Origin of the sequence: Bradyrhizobium sp., from assembly GCF_035309285.1 — a bacterium.
Classification (GTDB): domain Bacteria; phylum Pseudomonadota; class Alphaproteobacteria; order Rhizobiales; family Xanthobacteraceae; genus Bradyrhizobium.
Map to the genome: position 1 here is coordinate 24,769 of NZ_DATGFH010000062.1, position 22,360 is coordinate 47,128.

A 22,360-nucleotide genomic window follows, 5' to 3' on the forward strand; every position below is an offset into this window, starting at 1 on the left:
GCTCGCCGTCACAGACGACATGAGGTCGACCGTGGATGCAATTTCTGTTCGCCCGTCGTTAGCGGTCAATGCCGGCCGAGGTCCGGATCATCTCGCGCCCGATGGCTCAGGTCAGAATTTCTATGCCATTGATCGGGCCTTGCGCGATCTGCTGCCGCTTTATCTGGTAGCAGATGACTTTCGCCGGCTGGAACCGCATTTCCATCGCCTGGGCGAGTTGGCCGGCGGCCGGCTCGACGAGCTTGCCCGCATCGCCGACAAGCATGCGCCGATCCTCAACCCGCGTGACCGCTTCGGTCGCGATGAAGACTGGATCGACTATCATTCGTCCTATCGCGAGATGGAGGCGATCGCGTTCGGCGACTTCCAGTTCCATGCCATGAGCCATCGCGCCGGCGCGCTCGGCATGGACCGCCCGCTGCCGGCTGTTGCCAAATACGCATTGCAATATCTGTTCGTGCAGGCCGAGTTCGGCCTGATGTGTCCGATCAGCGTGACCGACACCTCGATCCACCTGATCCGGAAATTCGCCGATAAGGCGTTGCAGGATTATCTTCTGCCGAAAATGCTCGCGAGCGATGTCGCCACGCTCTGGAAGGGCACGCAGTTCATGACCGAGCGGGCCGGCGGCTCGGATGTCGGCACGATCGAGACCACCGCGCGCTTCGAGGACGGCGAGTGGCGGCTCTATGGCGACAAATGGTTCTGCTCGCACGCCGATGCCGATGTCGCACTGATCCTGGCGCGGCCGGAAGCCGCAGCCAGTGGCACCAGGGGACTCGCGCTGTTCGCGCTTCCGCGCCGGTTGAAGGACGGCCGTCGCAACAGCTATCGAATTGTGCGGCTGAAGGACAAGCTCGGTACCCGCTCGATGGCGAGCGGCGAGATCCTGCTCGACGGCGCCCTCGCCTATCTCGTCGGCGATATCAATGCCGGCCTGAAGCAGATGATGGAGCAGGTCAACCTGTCGCGGCTATCGCATGGCGTGCGTGCCGCGGCGATGATGCGCCGCTGCCTCAACGAGGCGATGGCCTGCGCACGCGGACGGAAGGCTTTCGGCCACACCATCATCGATTATCCGCTGCTGCGGCGCCAGCTTCTCAAGATCGCGCTGCCGGTCGAGCAGGCGCTGTCGATGTTCCTGTTTGCGGCGAGCGCAATGGACCGCGCCAACGCCGGGGACAGGGACGCCGCGGACATTCTGCGCATCCTGACGCCGCTGCTGAAGTTCCGCGCCTGCCGCGACAATATTCCGGTCGCGACCGGCGCGATGGAGGTGCGCGGCGGCAACGGCTACATCGAGGAATGGGTCAATGCGCGATTGGTGCGGGATGCGCATCTCGGCGTGCTCTGGGAAGGCACCAGCAACATCAATGCGATCGACATTATCACCCGCGCCGTCGGCAAGAGCGGCGCGCATCGCGCACTTGGTGCGGCGCTTGCGAAACTGCTGGATGAATCCGAGGCGATCCCTGCCGCCTTCCGCGATCGGCTGCGCGAAAAGCTGAAACGGACGCTCGATTTCGCCGAGCGCGTCGCGGCCGCGCCGCCACTCGAAGCCCATGCGCGGCAGGCCGCGAGCAACCTCTATCATGCAACAAGCGCAGTGCTGATGACCTGGGAAGCGAGCCGCCCGAACGTCGACGCGCGGCGCGCGCTGCTGGCGCGGTTCATCCTCGAGCATCGGCTTTCCGCACAGGATCCGCTCGAGCCGCCTGCGATGGATTGGGAAGGCGAGGCCGCGGAATTGATCTTTGCGGAGCGCAAGATTTCGCTCTCCGAGATCGCAGGCCTCATCGCCGGCTGATCAGCCGCTGTCGCGCAGCACGAGTTCAAAGCCGAGATCGACACGGCGCGGCCCTTCGCGCGATAGCACCAGCCGTGCCGCCGTCCGGCCGATGGCATCGCCATGCACGCGGATGGTCGAGAGGCTCGGCGCGATCAAGCGGCCCATCTCAAGATCGCCGAGCCCGATCACGGCGACCGGTTGCGCGGAGGCCGGACCATCGTGCAACAGGCCCGCCTTGCGCAGGCCCGACATGAAACCGATCGCGTGCGCGTCGTTCGCGGCAAATAGCGCGTCCACCCCGGGCAGCTCCGCGAGCGCCGCGACACTGCCGGAGGCGTTGCGCTCCAGCACCAGCCGTCGCGGCTCCGCCACGCCGGCCTGGAGCAAGGTTTCGCGGAATCCGTTCCAGCGCCGCGTCGCGCGCGGATCGTCGCCACCGATGAAGGCGAATTGCTTGCGCCCCTGCGCAAGCAGATGCTGCGCGACCGCGACACCAGCGGCGTAATTGTCAAAACCCGCGACCGCATCGATCGGCTGAGGCGGCAGCTCCCATGTCTCCACCACGGGAATGCCCGCGCGCCGCAACAGCCGCGCGCCGTCTTCCGTCGCCGGCGATCCGACCATGATGATGGCCTCGGGCCGGCGCGAGAGCAGCGCGGACAGCATGCGATCCTCGCGCGCAGCGTCGTAGCGCGACTGCGCCAGGATCACCGCATAGCCGAGCGGCTCGAGCTCATCGGACAGGCCCTGCACGGTGTCGGCGAAGATCGAATTGGCGATGGTCGGCACCAGCACGCCGACCGATTTGGTGCGCGCGCCGGCGAGCGCGCCCGCGATCTGGTTTGGCACATAGCCGAGCTGGCGCATCGCCGCCTCAACCCTCGCACGGGTCTCGGGCGCAACCTTCTCCGGCAGCCGCAGCACACGGCTGACTGTGATGGATGAGACGCCGGCGAGGTCCGCGACGGCGGACAAGGTCGGCACAGGTTGCGGGTCGGAATCAGGGGAACTCATAACCGCCACTCAAAATCGCCAGGTCTGAATACACCAAAGCTCTTGCGAGCGCACGATGTTAGCGCTAGCATCATGAATGACAGCGCTAACATAGTCTTGTACTAACTAATGGAGCCTTGGAATGATTTCGGAAAGGGATGTCGAGACTTACCGCCAGGACGGCGTGATCGTGGTGCCGGAGGTGCTGGATACCGCCACGCTCGCGCGGGTCCGCCAGGTGGTGGCGGAAACCGTGGCCGGTGCGGCCGAAGTCACCGAGCACAACGCCGTCTACGACCTCGAACCGACCCACACCAGAGAAAATCCGCGCGTGCGCCGGATCAAGACCCCGCACAAGGTGCACCCGATCTTCGATGAAATCGTGCGCAGCAAGCCGGTCATCGACATCCTGACCAAGCTGATCGGGCCGGGGCTGCGGCTGCACGGCTCCAAGCTCAACATGAAATCGGCCCAATATGGCTCGCCGGTCGAATGGCATCAGGACTGGGCGTTCTATCCGCACACCAATGACGACGTGCTTGCCATCGGCGTGCTGCTCGACGATTGCGACCTCTCCAACGGACCGATGCTGGTGACGCCGGGCACGCACACGCGCGAAATCTGGAATCACCATGACGAGGAAGGCTACTTCGCGGGCCTGATCGATCCCGAACTCATCAAGGATGAGATCGGACGCGCCGTGCCCTGCATGGGCAAGGCGGGAAGCATGTCGTTCCACCATGTCCGCGCGCTGCACGGCTCTGCCACCAACACCTCCGATCGGCCGCGCAACCTCCTGCTCTATGAAGTCGCCGCCAGCGACGCGTGGCCACTGATGGGGGTCAAGGATTTCGACGAATTCAATAGCCGCATCCTCGCCGGCGATGTCGTCATCGCCCCGCGCATGACCGAGGTGCCGGTGCGGATGCCCCTGCCGCCCGCGAAACGCCAGGGCTCGATCTACGAGACGCAATCGGCATCGAAGAAGTCCTACTTCACCAGGGCCGCCTGATCCTCTGCAAAGCGCCCGCGGCAACGCGGGCGCTTTCAGCACTTCAAGCCGGATCAGCGGCGCGCCGTCGCAAGATCGAACAGTTGCGGCAGCTTGCGCAGCGTCCGTTCGCTGCCCTCGAGTCGAGCCTGCTTTTTTGACGCGGCTTCTTCGAGCGATAGGTCGCGGGTGAGAATCTGCAGGAATGTGTCGAAGCGCGCTTCGATTGCTGCCCCTTCGGCCAACTCTCCCCTGGCGATCCTCGTGCCTTGCGATCCGCCTTCGATAATGAATCCTGCCCTGCCGCCCGCATGCGGAACACGCAAGGTGATGCGGCAAACCGGCGTCGGACTGCGCTCGGCAATGGCGTCGAGCGCGAGCAGCACCCAGTCCGGCTCGAAAACATCGTCCTCGCGCATCGGGAAGAGAAAACGGCCGCCCCAGCGGATCAGCTCGCGGATCGCAGGCTGGATCGCGAGACCGATCTCGGTAAGCTCGTAGACCTGCGCGTTGTATGGCGCCGGCAAGGTCGCGCGGCGCACCACGCCATGGTCGATCAATGCGTTGAGGCGTCCGGTCAGGAGCGCCGGGCTGACATCGTTGAGCCTTGCGGCGAGGTCGCCGAAACGAGTCGGGGCGAGCAAGAGCTCGCGGATAATGAGAAGCGTCCAGCGCTCTCCAATAATCTCCGCCGCTCGGGCGAGCGCACAGAACTGCGCGTAACGTGTTCCGCTCATCTCGTAGACATGGCGGACACGCCTTCCGCCGTCAATTGTCGGTTCGACACGATCATCGCATGCGCATCTCCATGACCTCGGCGACCTCGATGGTCCCGTGATCGAGATGCGGACATTGCCGCGCGAGCTCGAGCACAGTCTCCATGCTGTCGGCGGCGACAATCGAGAATCCGCTCAGCGGATTTGCGCCGCGATCCGACACACCCGTGGCGCTGACAAGCTTGCCGGCCCCGAGCGGCTTGCCCGGATCGACCACCGCGTCTCCAAGGCCAGCCATCCACGCCTTCCACTTCCGCATATAGGCCGCGCCTTCCTGCGGCGTCTGGAATTTTCTACCGCCGTGATAGGCAAGGACGTAGTTCGCCATGGTGATTCCATTGCTTCGAGGAATTAATGCGTTGCGATGCTCAGCGGCGGTAGGCCAGCGCGATCAAGGGACCGACGATGACGAATTGCAGCAGCGTGAAGCCGGTCTCGAGCGCGATATAGGTCGGCACCGAACCCATGATGTTCTTGGCCGCGACCGCGAGCGTCGTGAACGACCACGACAGGATCGCAAGCGCGGCCCCGTAGAGCAGTCCCGGTCGCCAGATGGCGCTGCCCGGTTGGGGAAACAGCCGCGGATAGGCCCACGAGAAGATCGCGCCCTGGATCAGCATCGAGAGCAGGCCAAAGGGGATGATCGGATCGGGCCGATAGATTTGGAGCGCCTCGTAGCTCGGCGCAAACCATACGAGATGCCACGCATAGGCAATCGGAAAGGTCGGAACCAGATAGGCGGCAACCCCGAGCCAGAATCGGCCGGCGGCTGCGCGCGTGCCTTGTACCGGAAGCGTTGTCATGACGGCCTTCCCAAATACTACTGTTTCTATATTCTTTACTTCATATTATGAAGTCAAGGCCTTCAGGGCCGACGACCTGACATGCGCCATCATGAGGCATGACGCGCTTCCGTTGCTCCGCTAACATCCCTCCAACGAACCAACAAAAAGTCCGGGGAGGACAAACGTGCATAGAGGCCGTGTGGTTTTCGGTGCGATGGACGAGGTCGTATTTGGCGAGCCGGCGGCCGAAGCGATCATCACACAGATGGATCGCCTGCGCGCCTCCCGCGCCTTCCTGATGGTGTCGGGCACGCTCCGGCGTCAAACCGACGCGATCGCGAAAATCCAGCGCACTCTTGGCAACCGTTGCGTTGCCATCTTCGATGCGATGCCACAGCACACGCCACGCGAAGCCGTGATCGCGGCGAGCGAGCAGGCGCGCGCCGCCGATGCCGACCTCATCGTCACCGTCGGCGGCGGCTCGATCACCGACGGCGCGAAGGCCGTTCAGCTCTGTCTCGCCAACAACGTCCGCACCGTCGACGGCATCGATGCGATCCGCGCCGCAAAAGGCGCTCCGCCGCCGATGATGGCACCCAGCGTGCGCCAGATCAGCGTGCCCACGACGATTGCAGGCGGCGACTTCTCCGCCAATGCCGGCGTCACCAACATGGCGACCAAGGTGAAGGAAAGCGTGCGTCACCCGCTCGTCATGCCGAGCGCCGTCATCCTCGATCCCGCGATGACCCTGCACACGCCGGAATGGCTGTTTCTCTCGACCGGCATCCGCGCCGTCGACCATTGCGTCGAGGGCATCTGCGCGCAAGAGGCCCATCCTTATTCCGATGCGCAGGCGCTGAAGGGCCTGTCGATGCTGGCCTCGGGCCTGCCGCGCGTGAAGCAGGATCCGCACGATCTCGACGCGCGGATGGATTGCCAGATCGGCACCTGGCTCTCGATGGGGGCGTTGACGTCGGGCATACCGATGGGCGCAAGCCACGGCATCGGCTACGTGCTCGGCGCGGCGCATGGCGTGCCGCACGGCTACACGTCCTGCGTGATGCTGCCGTCGGTGATGCGCTGGAATAAATCCGCCAATGCCGAGCGCCAGGCTCTCGTCGCCGAAGCGATGGGACAACCGGGCAAGGACGCAAGCGAGGTCCTGGACCACTTCATCCGTGGTCTCGGCATGCCGCGCAGCCTGCGCGAGGTGAAGGTGGCGGCGGACGATTTCGACGCCATCGCCAGGGCCGCGATGCACACACCATGGGTGCCGCGCAATCCACGCAAGATCTATGGGCCCGCCGAAGTGCGTGCGATCCTGGAACTGGCCGCTTAGGGGGAATGCTAGACAATGTACACCGGCAAGCACGCGCATCTGCGTCCGCTGCAGCCCGCCTTCATCATGGCGTCCACCGGCAAGACCGTGACCTACCGGGAGCTGGAGGCGCGCTCCAATCGCCTGGCGCATCTGTTTCGCCGGCACGGCTTGAAGCGGCTCGACCATTATTCGATCTTCATGGAGAACAACAGCCGCTATCTGGAATCCTGCGGCGCCGGCGAGCGCTCCGGGCTGTATTTCACCTGCGTCAATTCCTTTCTCACCGCGGGCGAACTCGCCTACATCCTGCAGAACAGCCAGTCGCGCATCCTGATCACCTCCGTGGCCAAGCTCGACATCGCGCGTGAGGCGATCAAGGAGTGCCCCGGGATTGAGCTCTGCATCGTGGCCGACGGCGCCAGCGAGAGCGATCGCATCGTGGGCCTGGCGGAAGCGACCAAGGGCCTGCCGGCAACGCCGATTGCCGATGAATCGGTCGGCACTGCGATGCTTTACTCTTCGGGAACGACCGGGCGGCCGAAAGGAATCTTGCGCCCGCTGCCGGAGCAACCGCCGTCGCAGCAATTGCCGCTGTTCGATTTCATCGAGAAGCTCTGGCACTATCGCGAGGGCATGGTCTATCTTTCGCCGGCGCCGCTGTATCATTCGGCGCCGCAGGCCGCGGTCAATCTCACCATCCGCATGGGCGGCACCGCGATCATCATGGAGAAATTCGATCCGGAATTTTATCTCTCGCTGCTCGAGAAATGGGGCATCACCCACACCCAGCTCGTGCCGACCATGTTCTCGCGCATGTTGAAGCTGCCGGAGGAGGTGCGCCGGCGCTACGACCTCTCTTCGCTCGAGATCGCGATCCATGCCGCCGCGCCCTGCCCGGCGCTGGTCAAGGACGACATGATCAAATGGTGGGGCCCGATCATCCACGAATATTATGGCGCGACCGAAGGCCTCGGTTTCACCGCCTGCAACAGCGCGGAATGGCTCGCCCATCGCGGCACGGTCGGCAAGGTGCTGCTCGGCGACCTGCATATCCTCGACGAGAACATGCAGGAATGCCCGGTCGGCACCGCGGGCACGGTCTGGTTCAAGACCGCCACGCCGTTCGAATATTTCAACGATCCGGCGCGGACCAAAGACGCACGCTCGCCGGACGGCAGCATGAGCACGGTCGGCGACGTCGGCTACGTCGATGCCGACCGCTATCTCTATCTCACCGACCGCGCCACCTTCATGATCATCTCGGGCGGCGTGAACATCTATCCGCAGGAATGCGAGAATCTCCTGATCACCCATCCCAAGATCGCGGACGCCGCGGTGTTCGGTGTGCCCAACGCCGACCTCGGTGAGGAGGTGAAGGCGGTGGTGCAGCCGATGCCGGGCGTCGAGCCATGCCAGGCGCTGGCGGAAGAGCTGATCGCATTCTGCAGCCAGTCGCTGTCGCGCCAGAAGGTGCCGCGCTCGATCGACTTCGAGGCCGAGTTGCCGCGGCTGCCGACGGGCAAGCTCTACAAGAGGCTACTGCGCGACCGCTATTGGGGCAACAAGACCTCGCGAATCGTGTGACGGCTTCAGGCCTTCTCCGGCACGACTGGGTGGTCGAAGATCATCAGCACGCAATTGCCGGCGACGAGGCAAGCGGCAGCGATGATGCTCGCGAACGCAAACGCGTGTCCCGAGCGGCCGAGCAGGCTCACCATCAGGGGTCCTGCGATCTGGCCCGCGCCGAAGGCCGCCGTCATCACGCCGACGGCGAGCGAGGCCGGCGCGCCGCCAAGCCGCAGCGCTTCCTTGATGCCGGCCATGGTGATGATCATGAAGGTGCCACCGACGCAGACCGCCGATAACAGAAGTGTCGGCACATTGACGGCGAGCGCCGGCGCCAGCACGCCGGCCGACAGCACCCATTTCGCCCGTGTCCACAATTGTCGCGGCGCGAGGCTGCGGCCGAGGAAGGCGCTGGCAAGGGTGGAAAGCGCCGCGGCCGCGCCGAACACCGGCCAGATCAGGCCGAACATCGCGGGATCGTCGATATAGCCTCTGGCGAGCGCAGGCAGGAATGTCGCCGGAATGATGTAGCCGAAGCCGAACGCGGCGTAGCAGCCAGCCGCGACGAGCGCGGGCCGCGGCAACGCGCGACGGCGTTGTTCGCCCGCCTGCGCCTGCGGCACTGCTTCGACAGCGAGCGGCTGCCATAGCATCACCGCGAGGACGGCTGCGACCGCGCCAAGCACGATCCAGGTCACGCGCGAGCTCCAGGCATCGATGCCGGCGGCAAGCCCGAACAGCCCGGCGAACGCGATGCCGATGCCGACACCGGAAAAGACGTGAGCCGACCAATCCTCCTTGCCGTGTTGGCGCAGGATCGGCATCGCCCAGGCCGAGGTGCCGACCAGCACAAAAGCGCTGGCGACGCCGGAGAGGAACCGCAGCGCGAGCCACAGCGCCGGCCATTCCGAAAATCCCATCAGCAGCGTGGTGAGGCCGACGCCCACAAGGCCCCAGCGGATCGCAGGCGCGGGGCGTGGCGTCATCAGGATGCAGACCAGCGCACCGGCGAGGTAGCCGATGTAATTGCCGGTCGCGAGCCAGCCGCCGACCGTGAGCGTCAAATGCGCGTCCTGCTGCATCAAGGGCAGCATCGGCGTCAGCGAAAACCGCCCGATTCCCATGGCGCTCGCGAGCGCCAGCAGTCCGATCGAAGCGGCGGCAGCGGCGGAAATGGCTGGTTTTTGCATTTTCATGCTGCAGGATTAGCAAATCCATATATTCTATGATATTGAAATAGTTGACTATAGATATTCTCATATGACGAATGGGGCCGCTGCCATGAATTTCGCCGATCTCGAGGTGTTCAAGAGCGTCGTGGATGAAGGCGGGGTGATCCGCGCGGCGAGCAAGCTGCATCGCGTCCCGTCCGCGGTGACGACCCGCATCAAGCAGCTCGAAGCCTCGATGGGCGTCAAGCTGTTTCATCGCGACAAGCAGCGGCTGCATCTGTCGCCGGCCGGCGAGCTCCTGCTCGGTTATGCCGAGCGGCTGATCCAGCTTTCGGAGGAAGCGCGCGATGTGGTGTCCGGCACAGCACCGCGCGGCGCCTTCAAGCTCGGCGCGCTGGAGAGCACGACCGCGAGCCGCCTGCCGCCGATCCTCGCCGGCTTCCATGCCCGCTATCCGGATGTACGGCTGGAGCTTTCGACCGGCACCAACGACTCGCTGCTCGGCCTTCTCGCCGAGCGCAAGCTCGATGCCGCCTTCATGGCCGAGCCGCCCGGCGGACAGTCCTTCGAGCACATTCCTGTGTTTCAGGAGCGCCTGACGCTGATTTCGAGCGCGGACCATCGGCCGATCACGCGCCCGCGCGACGTCGAGGGGCTGTCCCTGATCGCGTTTCCGGAAGGCTGTGCCTACCGCCGCGTGCTGCTGCGCTGGCTTGGTGCCAACAGCCTCGCGCGCTTTCGTGTGCTCGACTTGCCGTCCTACCACGCCATCGTCGCCTGCGTGACGGCGGGTGCCGGGATTGCGCTGGTGCCGGAATCCGTGCTCGACGCCATGCCGCAGGTCAAGGTGCGGCTCAATCCGATCCCGAAGGCGCAAAGCCAGATCACGACGCCGCTGGTCTGGCGCCGCGGCGAAATTTCGACCTCGGTACTGGCGCTGAGGACATTGCTCGCATCGCTGCCGAAGCAAAGGCAGGCGGCTTGATTTCGCCAAACGCAGACGGCCGGACTTTAGAGCCCGGACGCGGCCGTCATCCAAATTGCCAATGCGACTGATCGTCTTGGCTGGTTGCCTCACCATGCCCCCCTAGCTATCGTCGCGGTCAAATCGGCAAGATCACAAATGCAAGGCCGAAAACTTGAAAAACTTCGAGGGAGGCTCGACATGTTGAGCGTGCGCGCGTTCGCCGCCATTGCGCTATCCATGGCGCTTCCGCTGCTGGCGGCTTCATCTGTCGCACACGCGGCCGAGCAACCGAAATACGGCGGCATCCTGCGGATCTATCACCGCGACAGCCCGGCCAACGCGTCCATCCTCGAGGCCGCGACTTATTCGGTCAACGTGCCGTTCATGGGGGTGTTCAACAACCTCGTCATCTACGACCAGCACATAGCGCAGAACAGCCCTGACACGGTCAGGCCCGAGCTGGCCGAGAGCTGGTCCTGGAGCGACGATCACAAGAAGCTGACGTTCAAGCTGCGGCAGGGCGTCAAGTGGCATGACGGCAAGCCGTTCACATCGGCCGACGTCAAATGCACCTTCGATCTGCTGATGGGCAAGTCGCAGCAGAAGCTCCGGCAGAATCCGCGCAAGGCCTGGTACAGTCAGGTCAACGACGTCACCACCAATGGCGATTTCGAGGTCTCCTTCGACCTGAAGCGGCCGCAACCCTCGCTGTTGGCCATGCTGGCCTCCGGCTACACGCCGATCTATCCCTGCCACGTTTCGCCGGCCGAGATGCGCACCCACCCGATCGGGACCGGGCCCTTCAAGTTCGTCGAGTTCAAGGCCAACGAATCGATCAAGCTGACCAAGAATCCCGATTACTGGAAGAAGGGCCGGCCCTATCTCGACGGCATCGAGTACACCATCATCCCGAACCGCTCGACTGCGATTCTCGCCTTCGTCGCCGGCAAGTTCGATATGACCTTCCCGACGCATATCACGATCCCGCTCCTGAAGGACATCAAGTCGCAGGCGCCTAATGCGGTCTGCGTTGTCGAGCCGACCAACGTCTCGACCAACATCATCGTCAATTCGACCTCGCCGCCGTTCGACAACATCGATATCCGCCGGGCGATGGCGCTGGCGCTCGACCGCAAGGCTTTCGTCAATATCCTGTTCGAGGGCCAGGCCGATATTGGCGGCACCATGCTGCCGCCGCCACAGGGTCTCTGGGGCATGCCGAAAGACATGCTGGAGACCATTCCGGGGTACGGCTCCGACGTGAACGCCAACCGCGAGGAAGCCCGCAAGCTTATGCAGAAGGCGGGCTACGGCCCGGACAAGCATCTTGCGGTCAAGGTCTCGACACGCAATCTCGCCGAATATCGCGATCCCGCGGTGATTCTGATTGACCAGCTCAAGAGCATCTATATCGACGCCGAGCTCGATGTCGTGGAGACCGCTAACTGGTTCCCGAAAGTCGCGCGCAAGGACTACATGCTCGGCCTCAACCTGACCGGCAATGCAATCGACGATCCCGACCAGTCCTTCTACGAGAACTATTCCTGCGGCTCGGAGCGGAACTACACCAACTATTGCAACAAGGACATCGAGAAGCTGTTCGATATGCAATCGCAGGAGACCGACATCAACAAGCGCAAGAAACTGGTCTGGGACATCGACAAGAAGCTGCAGGAAGATGTCGCCCGTCCGATCATCCTTCATGCGCGAGCCGGCACCTGCTGGCAACCCTATGTCAAGGGGGTCACGATCATGTCGAATAGCTCCTATAATGGCTTTCGCTACGAGGACGTGTGGCTGGACAAGTAAGTCCGCTGCCGCCTGAGATGCCGGCCAACAGGGGAGTGAGGCCACGTGTTTGCCTATATCGTGCGCCGCCTCGCGCTGATGATCGTGACCCTGATCGGGATTTCGATCGTCATCTTCTTCCTGCTGCGCATCGTTCCCGGCAATATCGTCGACATCCTGTTCGCCGCCGCCGGCTATGTCGATCCGGCGGACAAGGTCAACCTGGAACGGGAGCTCGGCATCGACCAGCCGCTGGTCATGCAGTATCTGCACTGGATCTTCGGACTCTTGCACGGCGACCTCGGCTATTCCTATGTCTCGGAGAAGCCGGCGCTCGAAGAGATCCTGCCGCGGATCCCGATCACGGCGCGGCTTGCCGCGCTCGCGCTGTTGTTCTCGGCTTCGATCGGCATTCCCCTGGGCGTGCTCAGCGCGGTCAAGCAGGGCACGAAGATCGACTATGTCCTGCGCGTGGTCAGCCTGAGCGGCCTGTCGCTGCCCGCGTTCTGGCTCGGCCTTCTGATCCTGATGGCGGGGGTCTCGATGTTCGGCTCGATCCCGATCTTCAATCCGAACCCGAAGACGTTCGGCGAGATGTTCTCGACCTATTGCCTGCCCTCGCTCGCGGTGGCCTTCCGCTCCTCGGCGCTGACCATGCGCATCACGCGCTCCTCGATGCTCGAGATCCTGCGGCAGGATTACATCCGCACCGCGCGCGCCAAGGGCGCCTCCGAAACGTCCGTCAATTTCCATCACGCGCTGAAGAACGCGATCCTGCCCGTCATCACCGTGGTCGGCATCGAGGCGGCGTTTTTGATCGGCGGATTGATCGTCACTGAAACCGTATTCAACGTTCCCGGCGTCGCGCGTTTCCTCGTCGAGGCGATCCGCTGGCGCGACTACCCGATCGTGCAGAATCTCGTGATGCTCATCGCGCTCGTCGTGGTGGTCACGAACTTCGCGGTCGACATGCTCTATGCGGTGTTCGATCCGCGCATCCGCTATACCGACTGAAGAGGCGCCTTTGGTCACCATCAACTTCGACAACGAACTGCGGCGCGCCGGGGCCAATGCCACGAGTCCGTGGCGGCGCGTGAAATTCCTGGCGCGACGCCACCTTCTCGGCACGGTCGGATTTGTGATCATGGCGCTGTTCGTGTTCGCCGCGCTGTTTGCCGATCTGATTTGCACCTACAGTCCGCTGACAGTCGATTCCGCCCATGCGCTCGCCGCCCCCAGTGCCCAGCACTGGTTGGGCACGGATTCCTTTGGCCGCGACGTGTTCGCCCGCATCATCCACGGTGCGCGCATTTCGCTGGCGGTCGGAATCGGCTCGACCACGCTCGGCGCTATTTTCGGAGTGGCGATCGGGCTTGCCTCCGGGTATCTCTCGGGTTGGGTCGATCTCGTGTTCCAGCGCGTCACCGACATCATGCAGGCGCTGCCGCTGCTCGTGCTGGCGCTGGTGATGACCGCGGCACTCGGCCCGTCGCTGCCGAACGTGATCCTTGCGATCTCGATTCCCCTGGTGCCGATCGTGGCGCGCGTGATCCGCGCCAACACGCTGGCACTGCGCGAGCAGCCCTTTGTGGAGGCCGCCAAATCCATCGGCATGAGCGAGGTGCGGATCGCGATCCGCCACGTGCTGCCGAACACGCTGGCGCCGCTGATCGTGCTCATGACGGCGCAGCTCGGCTCGACCATCCTGACGGAAGCCTCGCTGTCGTTCCTGGGCTTGGGGATTCCCGAGCCGTATCCGTCCTGGGGACGGATGCTGTCAGAATCGGCGGCGGAATATGTCCGCACCGCGCCATGGCTTGTGATCTTCCCGGGGATTGCGATCAGCCTCGCCGTGTTCGGCACCAACCTGTTCGGCGATGCGCTGCGCGACATCCTCGACCCGAGGCAACGCGGCTGATGAGCGGAGCAGCTTCCGAGGCCAATGTTCTGGAGGTGAAGGGCCTGCAAACAGTGTTCTTCACCAGTTCCGGCTTGTTCCGCGCAGTCGACGACGTCTCTTTCCACGTCAAGCGCGGTGAGACGCTCGCCATCGTCGGCGAATCCGGCTGTGGCAAGAGCGTGAGCGCGCTGTCGATCATGCGGCTGGTGCCCGATCCGCCCGGCCGTATTGTCGGCGGCGAGGTTATGCTCGAGGGCACCGACCTGCTCGGCCTCGACGAGGCGAAGATGCGCGAGATCCGGGGCAATCGCATCTCCATGATCTTCCAGGAGCCGATGACCTCGCTCAATCCTGTGATCCGGATCGGCGACCAGATCCGCGAGGCGGTTCGGCTGCATCGCGACATGAGTGCCAAGGCCGCATGGGACCAGGCCGTGGAGATGCTGCGCCTCGTCCGCATCCCCGAACCGGCGCGGCGCGCGCAGGAATATCCGCACCAGCTTTCCGGCGGCATGCGCCAGCGCGCGATGATCGCGATGGCGCTCGCCTGCCGGCCCGCGCTGCTGATCGCGGACGAGCCGACCACCGCGCTTGACGTGACGATCCAGGCGCAGATCCTGGCGCTGATGCTCGATCTGCAGAAAGAGCTGGGCATGGGGCTGATCCTGATCACGCATGACCTCGGCGTGGTGGCGCAGACCGCACAGCGCGTGATCGTGATGTATGCCGGCAGGAAGGTCGAGGAAGCCGACGTCGAGAGCCTGTTCGCAAAACCCTTGCATCCCTATACAAGCGGGCTCATGGCCTCGATCCCTGCGGTGCCGACGCAGCAAAGCAAAGGCAATGAGCGCCTGGCGGAGATTCCGGGCACCGTCCCGCCGCTGACGAGGCTGCCAAAGGGTTGCGCCTTCGCGCCGCGCTGCGCGCTTGCGATCGACCGCTGTCATGCCGAATATCCGCCGCTGGAAGACTTCGGGGGACCGCATCTCGCGGCCTGCTGGCGCGCGGCGGAAACGATGGCGGCATCATGAGCGAATCGCACGCCCTGCTCGAGGTCAACGACCTCATCAAGCATTATCCGGTCCGCGCCGGCGTACTGCGCCGAAGGGTCGGCACCGTGCATGCGGTCGACGGTGTCAGCTTCTCCCTTCAAGTCGGCGAGACGCTGGGCCTCGTCGGCGAATCCGGCTGCGGGAAATCGACGGTAGCGCGCAGCGTGCTGCGGCTGGTCGAACCGACATCGGGCGAAATCCGCATCGACGGAAAGGACATCACCCATCTCAGCAAGCCGGAGCTCCGGCCGGTCCGGCGCTCGATGCAGATCGTATTCCAGGACCCGTTTGCCTCGCTCAATCCGCGTATGACCGCGGGCGACATCGTCGGCGAGCCCCTGAGCGTGCATGGGCTCGCCTCGGGCAGCGAAAAGCAGGACCGGGTCGCAAACCTGTTTCAGCAGGTGGGCCTGCGGCCCGACCAGATGAAGAACTATCCGCACCAATTCTCCGGCGGACAGCGCCAGCGTATCTGCATCGCGCGTGCGCTGGCGCTCGGCCCGCGCCTGATCGTGTGTGACGAGCCGGTCTCGGCGCTCGACGTGTCGATCCAGGCCCAGGTGATCAATCTCCTGATCGACCTGCAACGCGAGCACGGCTTCTCCTATCTCTTCATCGCGCACGATCTCGCGGTCGTCGCCCATATCAGCCACCGCGTCGCGGTGATGTATCTCGGCCGCATTGTCGAGATCGCCGACAAGACCGAGCTGTTCAAAAATCCGCGCCATCCCTATACCCAGGCGCTGCTCGCCTCCGTGCCGGTCGCCGATCCCAAAGTGAAGCGGCTCCGACCGCTGGTCGATGGTGACGTGCCGAGCCCGGTCAATCCGCCCTCGGATTGCGCCTTCCACACCCGCTGCCGCTACGCCATCGACCGCTGCAAGGTCGAACGCCCGGCGCTGAAGGATGCAGGCCCCGGTCATCAGGTCGCGTGCCTGCTCAATGAAGGGACGGGCCGGGCGGAATAGCCGGCTGCGGGATTCCCCTTTTTCGCGGCCATGCGCTAGTCTCACCCATATTCGTGTTTTGGTGATACCAGGGCCGCTGGGCCGATATTGCGCTGGGGCGATCAGGGAATGCGTCTGGTCAAAATTCTCCTGTGGACCGCATTTGGTCTGATGTTGGCCGCCGGCGGCTTTCTCCTTCTTGACGCCTGCGACGTCGGCCACCCGCATTTCCTCTCGACGGCAGCACGATTTTGCCCGGTTCCGGTCGACACCAGCGCGCGCGACCGGGCTATGGCGCGGCGCGAGGCCATCCAGAATCGCATCCACGATGCCGAGCTGAAAATCGCCCGGGTCGCCAACTGCGCGCCTGTCGCGGCGCCCCCCGCAAGCCCTCCGCAAACGCGGCCGGCGCCGCAGCCCTCCCCCGCCCCGCCGCAGCGGGCGCAAATCATCAACCCCGGCCCGATCGTCGGCCGCCGCGGCAAGCTTGAAATCACGCTGTGGTGGAACACGACGGATGATCTCGATCTTACCGTGAAGTGTCCCGGCGGCGTGATCTCGCCGCGTGCGGGCCAGCAGGGTCCGGGCATCTGCGGCGACGGCGTCCACGACGTCGACGCCAACCAGAAGATGATCAACCCGGTCACCGATCCGAAGGAGCACGCGGCCTGGACCTCGCCGCCCGACGGCGAGTACCGCGTCGAGGTGAAGGCGTATCAGACCTCCCATCCTGACCCGATCGAGTATTCCGTCCGCGTTCAGCTCGACGACGAGGTCAGGATCTGCACCGGCAAGGTGCAATGGGACGGCCATAACGGCAAAGGCTATTACCAGTCGCCGATCACCTTCCGCCCCCAGCACCCGCTGCCGGAATGCAATTTCCAGGACTTTCCAGAAACCCTTTGCAGCGGCACGGGCTGCAAGTAATCGTCTCAATTCGCCATCGCCTCGATCTCGACGACGATCCTGCCCGTCGTGACCTGCTCGCCTTCGACCACGTCGATCGCCGACACCGTGCCGGCGATGCCGGCGGCGTGGACGTGCTGCATCTTCATGGCTTCCAGCGTCATCACGGGCTGGCCGGCCGCGACGCGGTCGCCTGGCTTCACCAGCACCGCGACGACGCGGCCGTTCATGGCGGCGCGGACTTTTCCGTCGCCGCCGCTCGCTGCAGCCGCTTCGGGTGCTGCGAGGGTCAGATCGCGCACGGCACGCGTGACGCCGCGATGCAGGAAATAGAGCCGGTCGCCATCACGGTAGAACCGCACGGCTTCCATCACGCCGCCGGCGACGAAGCGGATGCTCTCGCTGACGAGTTCCTCGATCTCGAAGCGATGCTCGCTTCCCTCCGTACGCACGAGATAATTGCCCTCGCGCTCGCGGTGGATTTCGAGATCATGTGGGGTGTGCTCGATCTCGATCCGCATCGGCACGGCGAAGGTCGCCGCCAGCGAGCGGCCGCTGCGCCATTCGCGCACATGGGCGTGGCTGACGAAGAGCAGCAGGGCCGCGAGCGCCGCATCCGAAGCAACGCCTTGCACCGGCGCTTCTTCGCGGTGGTCGCCGATCACGAGTTCGTTGCGGTGATCGTCGATGAATCCAGTGGTCGCGGCCCCCCGCGCAAAGATCGGATGCCGCAGACAGGCCATCAGGAATGACTGGTTCGTGGTCACACCGAAGGCGACCGTCTGTTCCAGGCCGCAGATCAGCCGGCTGCGCGCCTCTTCCCGGCTCAGGCCGACGGCAATCAGCTTGGCGATCATGGAATCGTAGAACGGTGGAATCCCGGAGCCCGATAGCAGCGCATGCTCGACACGGATGTCCTCCGGCATCTGCCAGCGCGCCATGACTCCGGATTGCGGCATGAAATCGTGGCCTGCATCTTCCGAGCACAGCCGCACCTCGATGGCATGGCCGGAAAACGCGACTTCCTCCTGCCGCAGCGGGAGCGGTTCGCCGGCGGCGATCCGCAACTGCCATTCAACGAGGTCGAGCCCGGTGATCGCCTCGGTGACGGGATGCTCCACTTGCAGGCGCGTGTTCATCTCCATGAAATAGAACGCGCCGCTTTGATCGAGCAGGAATTCGAGCGTGCCTGCGCCTTCGTAGTTCAGCGCCCGCGCGGCAGCGACCGCGACAGCGCCCATTTTCGCGCGCAATTGCGGCGAGACCGCCGGAGACGGTGCTTCCTCGATCAGCTTCTGATGCCGCCGCTGCACCGAGCAATCGCGCTCGCCGAGATGAATGGCATTGCCATAGCGGTCGCCGAACACCTGGATCTCGATGTGGCGCGGATTTTGGATCGCGCGCTCCAGGATCAGGCCGCCATCGCCAAACGCAGCCTTGGCTTCCGACCGCGCGTTGCGCAGCGCCTCGCCAAACGCGGCTGCATCCGCAACCAGCCGCATGCCGCGCCCGCCGCCGCCCGCGACCGCCTTGATCATCACGGGAAAGCCGATCTTTTCCGCTTCGCGCAGCATCGCAGCGTCACTCTGGTCGGCGCCCTGATAGCCTGGCACAACGGGCACACCGGCCTTTGCCATCAACTCCTTGGCGCCAGCCTTGTTGCCCATCGCCTTGATCGCCTCCGGCGAGGGGCCGATGAAGACGAGGCCGGCGTCGCGGCAGGCCGACGCAAATTCCTCATTCTCGGCGAGGAAGCCGTAGCCCGGATGCACGGCGCCGGCGCCGCTCGCCTTCGCCGCCGCGATGATCGCGCCGATGTCGAGATAGGATTGCGCCGGCAGCGCCTCACCGATGCGCACCGCCTGGTCCGCCTCGCGCACATGCAGCGCGTCGCGGTCGGCATCGGAATAGACCGCGACCACGCCATAGCCGAGCCACCGCGCGGTGCGCATGATGCGGAGCGCAATCTCGCCGCGATTGGCGACGAGGATCTTGAAGAACGGCGTTCGCTTCATCGCGCCGGTCATGGCCGGGCCACCGAGAACTGCATGGCTTGCGGGTTACGCGTCCCGGCCTCGCGGCAGATCGCGAGCACTTCCGCAAGCACGCCCCTGGTATCGCGAGGATCGATCACGCCGTCGTCGAGCACGCGCGCGCTCGTCGAGAATACGTCCATCTGGCCGTCGAACACGCCGACAATTTCTGCCTTCATCGCCTCCAGCTTCTCCTTCGGGATCGGCTTGCCGCGCCGGATCGCCGCCGCTTCGGTCACGATCGCCATGGTTTCGGCGGCCTGCTCACCGCCCATCACGGCGGTCTTGGCATTGGGCCAGGAGAAGCAGAAGCGCGGATGGAAGCCGCGGCCGCACATGCCGTAATTGCCGGCGCCGAAGGAGGCGCCGCAATAGAGCGTGACCTGCGGCACTGTCGCCGACGTCACGGCCTGGATCATCTTGGAGCCATGCTTGATCATGCCGTCCTCTTCATAGGCGCGGCCGACCATGTAGCCGGTGGTGTTGTTCATGTAGAGCAGCGGTGTGCGGGTCTGGCAGCAGGCCTGGATGAAATGCGTGGCCTTGTTGGCGCCGGGCACATCGAGCGGGCCGTTGTTGGTGATGATGCCGATAGCCTGGCCCTCGATGCGGGCATGGCCGCAGACGGTGGCCGGGCCGTAATTCGGCGAGAACTCGGTGAAATCGGAATCGTCGACGAAGCGCGCGATCGCCTGGCGCATGTCGACCGGACGCTTGTGATCCATCGGCATGATGCCGAGCAGCTCTTCGGCGTCATAACGCGGCGGCCTGAAGGTCGGGTTGCCCGCAGGTGGCCGGTCCCATGCGAGCTTCGCCATGATCTCGCGCGCGATGCGGAGCGCATCGCGGTCGTCCTCGGCGAGATAGTCGCCGAGACCGGAGATCGAGGTGTGCATCTCGGCGCCGCCGAGCTCTTCCTCGGTCGCGATCTCGCCGGTGGCGGCTTTGAGCAGCGGCGGGCCTGCAAGAAAGGCGCGCGTGCGGCCGCGCACCATGACGATGTAATCGGAGAGGCCGGTCTGATACGCACCCCCCGCGGTTGACGACCCATGCGTGACGGTCACGACCGGCAATCCCGCCGCCGACAGCCGGGCCAGATTGCGAAAGATGTTGCCGCCGCGGACAAAATCCTCGACGCGATAGCGCAACAGGTTGGCGCCGGCGCTTTCGACGAGCTGCACATAGGGCAACTTGTTCTCCAACGCCAATTCCTGCACCCGCAGTGTCTTGTCGAGCCCGAACGGCTGCAATGCGCCGGCATCGATGCCGGCATCATTGGCGGAGACCATGCAGCGGATGCCGCTGACAAACCCGATGCCCGCGATCACGCCGCCGCCCGGCACGCTCCTGTCGGCGTCCGCCACGTCGAACATGTAGCCCGCCAGCGTCGAGAGCTCGAGGAAGGGCGAGCCCGGATCGAGCACCAGCGCCACGCGCTCGCGCGGCAGGAGCTGCCCGCGTTTGTGGAAACGATCCTTGGCGGCGGCGGACGCGGCGCGCGTGCGCTCCTCCAGCGCGCGCATCCGCGCGATCAACGCCAGCATGCCGGAGCGATTGGCCTTGAAGGCTTCGCTACCGGTGGCGATGGTGTTTTCGATTGTTGCCATAAATTATCACCTTGTCATTCCGGGGCGCGCGCAGCGCGAGCCCGGAATCCATAACCACGGCCGGGGAATATGGATTCCGGGCCTGGCCCTGCGGGCCATCCCGGAATGACGATCGGGGTTAGTCAATGCCTCACCCCAAAGATCTTGCGCGCTTCGGCAGGCGACGCAATCTCCCGCCCCGCCCGCTTCGCACAGGCGGCGAGCGCTTCGATGAGCTGCCTGTTCGATGTCACCTTGGTGCCGTCGCCGAGATAGAAGGTATCCTCCAGCCCCGAACGCAGATGGCCACCGAGTTCGGCGCAGCGCTGGTGCAGCGGCCAGATCTCGGCGCGGCCGATCGCGGTGACCTGCCAATGCGCTTCCGGCGCCTTTAGCTTCAACAGGATCGGCAGCAACTCCGGATCGGCCGGCATGCCCGAGGCCACGCCCATCACGAAATTATATTCGAGCGGCCCGGAATACATGCCGGTCTGCCGGTACATGCCGACGCAGCGGACGATGCCGACGTCGAAACATTCGAATTCCGGGATGGTGCCGGCTTCCTTCATCACGTCGAGATAGTCCTGCACCTTCTCCACCGCATTATCGAACAGCATCGGCGGCCAGGCCCAGGTGTTGTCGGCCTTCACCTTCAGATAATTCAGCGAGCCCGCGTTGCAGGCCGCGATCTCCGGCCTGGTCTCGCGCACGCAATCGAGCGCGCCCTGATAGTTCGGGCCCGACGTGCCCGTGGTGTGGTTGATGATGACGCCGGGACAGGCCTCGCGGATCGCCTGCTGGATCTCGCGCGACACGCTGACCTCCCAGGACGGCAGATGGCCCTTGTTCGGCTCCTGCCGGCGCAGATGGATGTGCATGATGCTGGCGCCGGCGTCGAACGCCGCTTTCGCCTCGCGCGCCATCTGTTCCGGCGTGACCGGGACATGATGCTGCTTGGGGTCGGTGAGCACGCCGTTCAGCGCGCAGGTGATGACGGCCTTGTCGCTCATGACACTCGTTTCGTTGGGCTAGACGGAGTGTGGCATGATGGCGGCCCGCTCGCCACGCCTTCTTGCGTCGACCGGCTAGGCGTTTCGGTCAGCAATAAGCCGAGCCGCTGCAATCTCACGCCAATGCAGAAGGTGCGCGGCAGCATTCCCGCGACATGTTTTGCCCGAGTGATGCATCGTTCGTGGCCCTCGAAGACACAAGGGCGCAGGGAACACCGGATGCATGGCCGCACCCGTGAGCCTTGCGTGCAAATGGAAGCGCAAGAACGCACGCAAGCAACAACAGGTCAGCCAAAGACAATCCGGCATTCCCTGCGCGATGGTTTACGGCTTATAACGCGCTCTCCCCGGGGTGCCGGGCTTGATAGCCCCCGTCGCCTGCAGGCCTTCGCCCGCCGACTTGACGCCAGCGTCGGGGCGTCAGGACCACACGCTTTCGCCGTCCGCGTCGAGTGCGCTTCGTCCGAGCGCACCAACACGTCCATCGCATTCCCGCCCCACGTTTCGTGACGATCGGCCGAAGCGCCCCTTGTGCCGGGGTGGGATGGACGAAACAAATCATAGCGTTCTGAAAAACGGAAGCGAAATATTTTTTGCGGAGCGACTTGACTTAACGCGAAGCGCCTTCTGATAAGGCGAAGCGATTTGCGCGTCGAGGCTGGGCAAGAACTCGGCATTTGCCGCAATTGATGTACGATTCGGTTCATGACGAATCGCCCATTCAAGGCCGGCGAGAGCCGGGATCAAGCCAGCCTGCTTCCTGCGCGGATTGAGGACT

The 22,360-nt window shown here is 64.4% G+C and carries 20 protein-coding genes; 11 read left to right on the forward strand and 9 right to left on the reverse strand.

From position 1 onward, the window contains the following. Positions 1-31 precede the first annotated feature (31 nt). Positions 32-1,807, forward strand: coding sequence for an acyl-CoA dehydrogenase family protein (locus tag VKR55_RS12570; protein ID WP_324403659.1), 1,776 nt, complete (start codon positions 32-34; stop codon positions 1,805-1,807). On the opposite strand, the gene VKR55_RS12575 is transcribed toward VKR55_RS12570, so the two are convergent. Next, on the reverse strand, positions 1,808-2,803 hold the full coding sequence (locus tag VKR55_RS12575) for a LacI family DNA-binding transcriptional regulator (protein WP_324403660.1): 996 nt from the start codon (positions 2,801-2,803) through the stop codon (positions 1,808-1,810). It lies immediately after the preceding gene. Positions 2,804-2,924: 121 nt separating this feature from the next. Here VKR55_RS12575 and VKR55_RS12580 point away from each other — a divergent pair, with 121 nt between their 5' ends. Continuing rightward, positions 2,925-3,794: a phytanoyl-CoA dioxygenase family protein gene (locus VKR55_RS12580; protein WP_324403662.1), complete on the forward strand. Its 870-nt coding sequence runs from the start codon at positions 2,925-2,927 to the stop codon at positions 3,792-3,794. A 53-nt stretch (positions 3,795-3,847) separates the two neighbouring features. Here VKR55_RS12580 and VKR55_RS12585 read toward each other — a convergent pair whose 3' ends face one another. The 3 genes from VKR55_RS12585 to VKR55_RS12595 are packed head-to-tail and all read right to left on the reverse strand — an operon-like array spanning position 3,848 to position 5,352. Next, positions 3,848-4,510, reverse strand: a complete 663-nt coding sequence (locus tag VKR55_RS12585; protein WP_324403664.1) for a winged helix-turn-helix transcriptional regulator — start codon at positions 4,508-4,510, stop codon at positions 3,848-3,850. A gap of 52 nt (positions 4,511-4,562) precedes the next feature. Next, the gene (locus VKR55_RS12590) at positions 4,563-4,877 is read right to left on the reverse strand and encodes a YciI family protein (RefSeq protein ID WP_324403666.1); all 315 of its coding nucleotides are present in this window, start codon (positions 4,875-4,877) and stop codon (positions 4,563-4,565) included. Positions 4,878-4,917: 40 nt separating this feature from the next. Next, positions 4,918-5,352 (reverse strand): hypothetical protein, encoded by a 435-nt coding sequence (locus VKR55_RS12595; protein ID WP_324403668.1) that lies wholly within the window; start codon positions 5,350-5,352, stop codon positions 4,918-4,920. A 166-nt stretch (positions 5,353-5,518) separates the two neighbouring features. Between VKR55_RS12595 and VKR55_RS12600 the strand changes: the two genes are divergently transcribed. Both VKR55_RS12600 and VKR55_RS12605 read left to right on the forward strand, forming a co-directional pair. Then, positions 5,519-6,673, forward strand: a complete 1,155-nt coding sequence (locus VKR55_RS12600; protein WP_324403670.1) for an iron-containing alcohol dehydrogenase — start codon at positions 5,519-5,521, stop codon at positions 6,671-6,673. 15 nt (positions 6,674-6,688) lie between these two features. Beyond that, on the forward strand, positions 6,689-8,239 hold the full coding sequence (locus VKR55_RS12605) for an AMP-binding protein (protein ID WP_324403672.1): 1,551 nt from the start codon (positions 6,689-6,691) through the stop codon (positions 8,237-8,239). Between the two features lie 5 nt (positions 8,240-8,244). On the opposite strand, the gene VKR55_RS12610 is transcribed toward VKR55_RS12605, so the two are convergent. Then, positions 8,245-9,411 carry a YbfB/YjiJ family MFS transporter gene (locus tag VKR55_RS12610; protein ID WP_324403674.1) on the reverse strand — a complete coding sequence of 389 codons (1,167 nt, stop codon included), beginning with the start codon at positions 9,409-9,411 and terminating at the stop codon, positions 8,245-8,247. A 91-nt stretch (positions 9,412-9,502) separates the two neighbouring features. Here VKR55_RS12610 and VKR55_RS12615 point away from each other — a divergent pair, with 91 nt between their 5' ends. The 7 genes from VKR55_RS12615 to VKR55_RS12645 all read left to right on the forward strand — a co-directional run bounded on the left by VKR55_RS12615 (position 9,503) and on the right by VKR55_RS12645 (position 16,974). Further along, positions 9,503-10,378, forward strand: a complete 876-nt coding sequence (locus tag VKR55_RS12615; RefSeq protein WP_324403676.1) for a LysR family transcriptional regulator — start codon at positions 9,503-9,505, stop codon at positions 10,376-10,378. A gap of 180 nt (positions 10,379-10,558) precedes the next feature. Continuing rightward, complete coding sequence (locus VKR55_RS12620) at positions 10,559-12,169, forward strand: ABC transporter substrate-binding protein (protein WP_324403678.1); 1,611 nt, start codon at positions 10,559-10,561, stop codon at positions 12,167-12,169. Positions 12,170-12,214: 45 nt separating this feature from the next. Next, positions 12,215-13,162, forward strand: coding sequence for an ABC transporter permease (locus VKR55_RS12625; protein ID WP_324403680.1), 948 nt, complete (start codon positions 12,215-12,217; stop codon positions 13,160-13,162). A 10-nt stretch (positions 13,163-13,172) separates the two neighbouring features. After that, positions 13,173-14,066 carry an ABC transporter permease gene (locus VKR55_RS12630; RefSeq protein ID WP_324403682.1) on the forward strand — a complete coding sequence of 298 codons (894 nt, stop codon included), beginning with the start codon at positions 13,173-13,175 and terminating at the stop codon, positions 14,064-14,066. Beyond that, complete coding sequence (locus VKR55_RS12635; protein WP_324403685.1) at positions 14,066-15,079, forward strand: ABC transporter ATP-binding protein; 1,014 nt, start codon at positions 14,066-14,068, stop codon at positions 15,077-15,079. The genes VKR55_RS12630 and VKR55_RS12635 overlap by 1 nt, the downstream gene beginning before the upstream one ends. Beyond that, a complete protein-coding gene (locus tag VKR55_RS12640) occupies positions 15,076-16,068 on the forward strand; it encodes an ABC transporter ATP-binding protein (RefSeq protein ID WP_324403687.1) in 993 nt (330 codons plus the stop codon). Before VKR55_RS12635 ends, VKR55_RS12640 begins: the two co-directional genes overlap by 4 nt. 108 nt (positions 16,069-16,176) lie before the next feature. Then, complete coding sequence (locus VKR55_RS12645) at positions 16,177-16,974, forward strand: hypothetical protein (protein ID WP_324403689.1); 798 nt, start codon at positions 16,177-16,179, stop codon at positions 16,972-16,974. Positions 16,975-16,979: 5 nt separating this feature from the next. Here VKR55_RS12645 and VKR55_RS12650 read toward each other — a convergent pair whose 3' ends face one another. The 4 genes from VKR55_RS12650 to VKR55_RS12665 form a co-directional block, all read right to left on the reverse strand. Then, complete coding sequence (locus VKR55_RS12650) at positions 16,980-18,968, reverse strand: acetyl/propionyl/methylcrotonyl-CoA carboxylase subunit alpha (protein ID WP_414642351.1); 1,989 nt, start codon at positions 18,966-18,968, stop codon at positions 16,980-16,982. A gap of 8 nt (positions 18,969-18,976) precedes the next feature. Continuing rightward, positions 18,977-20,593: an acyl-CoA carboxylase subunit beta gene (locus VKR55_RS12655; RefSeq protein WP_324403692.1), complete on the reverse strand. Its 1,617-nt coding sequence runs from the start codon at positions 20,591-20,593 to the stop codon at positions 18,977-18,979. A gap of 122 nt (positions 20,594-20,715) precedes the next feature. After that, positions 20,716-21,582, reverse strand: coding sequence for a beta-keto acid cleavage family enzyme (locus VKR55_RS12660; protein WP_324403693.1), 867 nt, complete (start codon positions 21,580-21,582; stop codon positions 20,716-20,718). 558 nt (positions 21,583-22,140) lie between these two features. Further along, the coding region (locus VKR55_RS12665; RefSeq protein WP_324403694.1) for a hypothetical protein at positions 22,141-22,360 on the reverse strand (220 nt) is incomplete at its 5' end.

Bases quoted from the DNA above. Each gene is read 5' to 3' on its own strand.
- VKR55_RS12575 (WP_324403660.1), bottom strand. From the start codon at position 2,803: ATGAGTTCCCCTGATTCCGACCCGCAACCTGTGCCGACCTTGTCCGCC.
- VKR55_RS12580 (WP_324403662.1), top strand. From the start codon at position 2,925: ATGATTTCGGAAAGGGATGTCGAGACTTACCGCCAGGACGGCGTGATC.
- VKR55_RS12585 (WP_324403664.1), bottom strand. From the start codon at position 4,510: ATGAGCGGAACACGTTACGCGCAGTTCTGTGCGCTCGCCCGAGCGGCG.
- VKR55_RS12590 (WP_324403666.1), bottom strand. From the start codon at position 4,877: ATGGCGAACTACGTCCTTGCCTATCACGGCGGTAGAAAATTCCAGACG.
- VKR55_RS12595 (WP_324403668.1), bottom strand. From the start codon at position 5,352: ATGACAACGCTTCCGGTACAAGGCACGCGCGCAGCCGCCGGCCGATTC.
- VKR55_RS12605 (WP_324403672.1), top strand. From the start codon at position 6,689: ATGTACACCGGCAAGCACGCGCATCTGCGTCCGCTGCAGCCCGCCTTC.
- VKR55_RS12610 (WP_324403674.1), bottom strand. From the start codon at position 9,411: ATGCAAAAACCAGCCATTTCCGCCGCTGCCGCCGCTTCGATCGGACTG.
- VKR55_RS12615 (WP_324403676.1), top strand. From the start codon at position 9,503: ATGAATTTCGCCGATCTCGAGGTGTTCAAGAGCGTCGTGGATGAAGGC.
- VKR55_RS12620 (WP_324403678.1), top strand. From the start codon at position 10,559: ATGTTGAGCGTGCGCGCGTTCGCCGCCATTGCGCTATCCATGGCGCTT.
- VKR55_RS12635 (WP_324403685.1), top strand. From the start codon at position 14,066: ATGAGCGGAGCAGCTTCCGAGGCCAATGTTCTGGAGGTGAAGGGCCTG.
- VKR55_RS12640 (WP_324403687.1), top strand. From the start codon at position 15,076: ATGAGCGAATCGCACGCCCTGCTCGAGGTCAACGACCTCATCAAGCAT.
- VKR55_RS12645 (WP_324403689.1), top strand. From the start codon at position 16,177: ATGCGTCTGGTCAAAATTCTCCTGTGGACCGCATTTGGTCTGATGTTG.
- VKR55_RS12650 (WP_414642351.1), bottom strand. From the start codon at position 18,968: ATGAAGCGAACGCCGTTCTTCAAGATCCTCGTCGCCAATCGCGGCGAG.
- VKR55_RS12655 (WP_324403692.1), bottom strand. From the start codon at position 20,593: ATGGCAACAATCGAAAACACCATCGCCACCGGTAGCGAAGCCTTCAAG.
- VKR55_RS12660 (WP_324403693.1), bottom strand. From the start codon at position 21,582: ATGAGCGACAAGGCCGTCATCACCTGCGCGCTGAACGGCGTGCTCACC.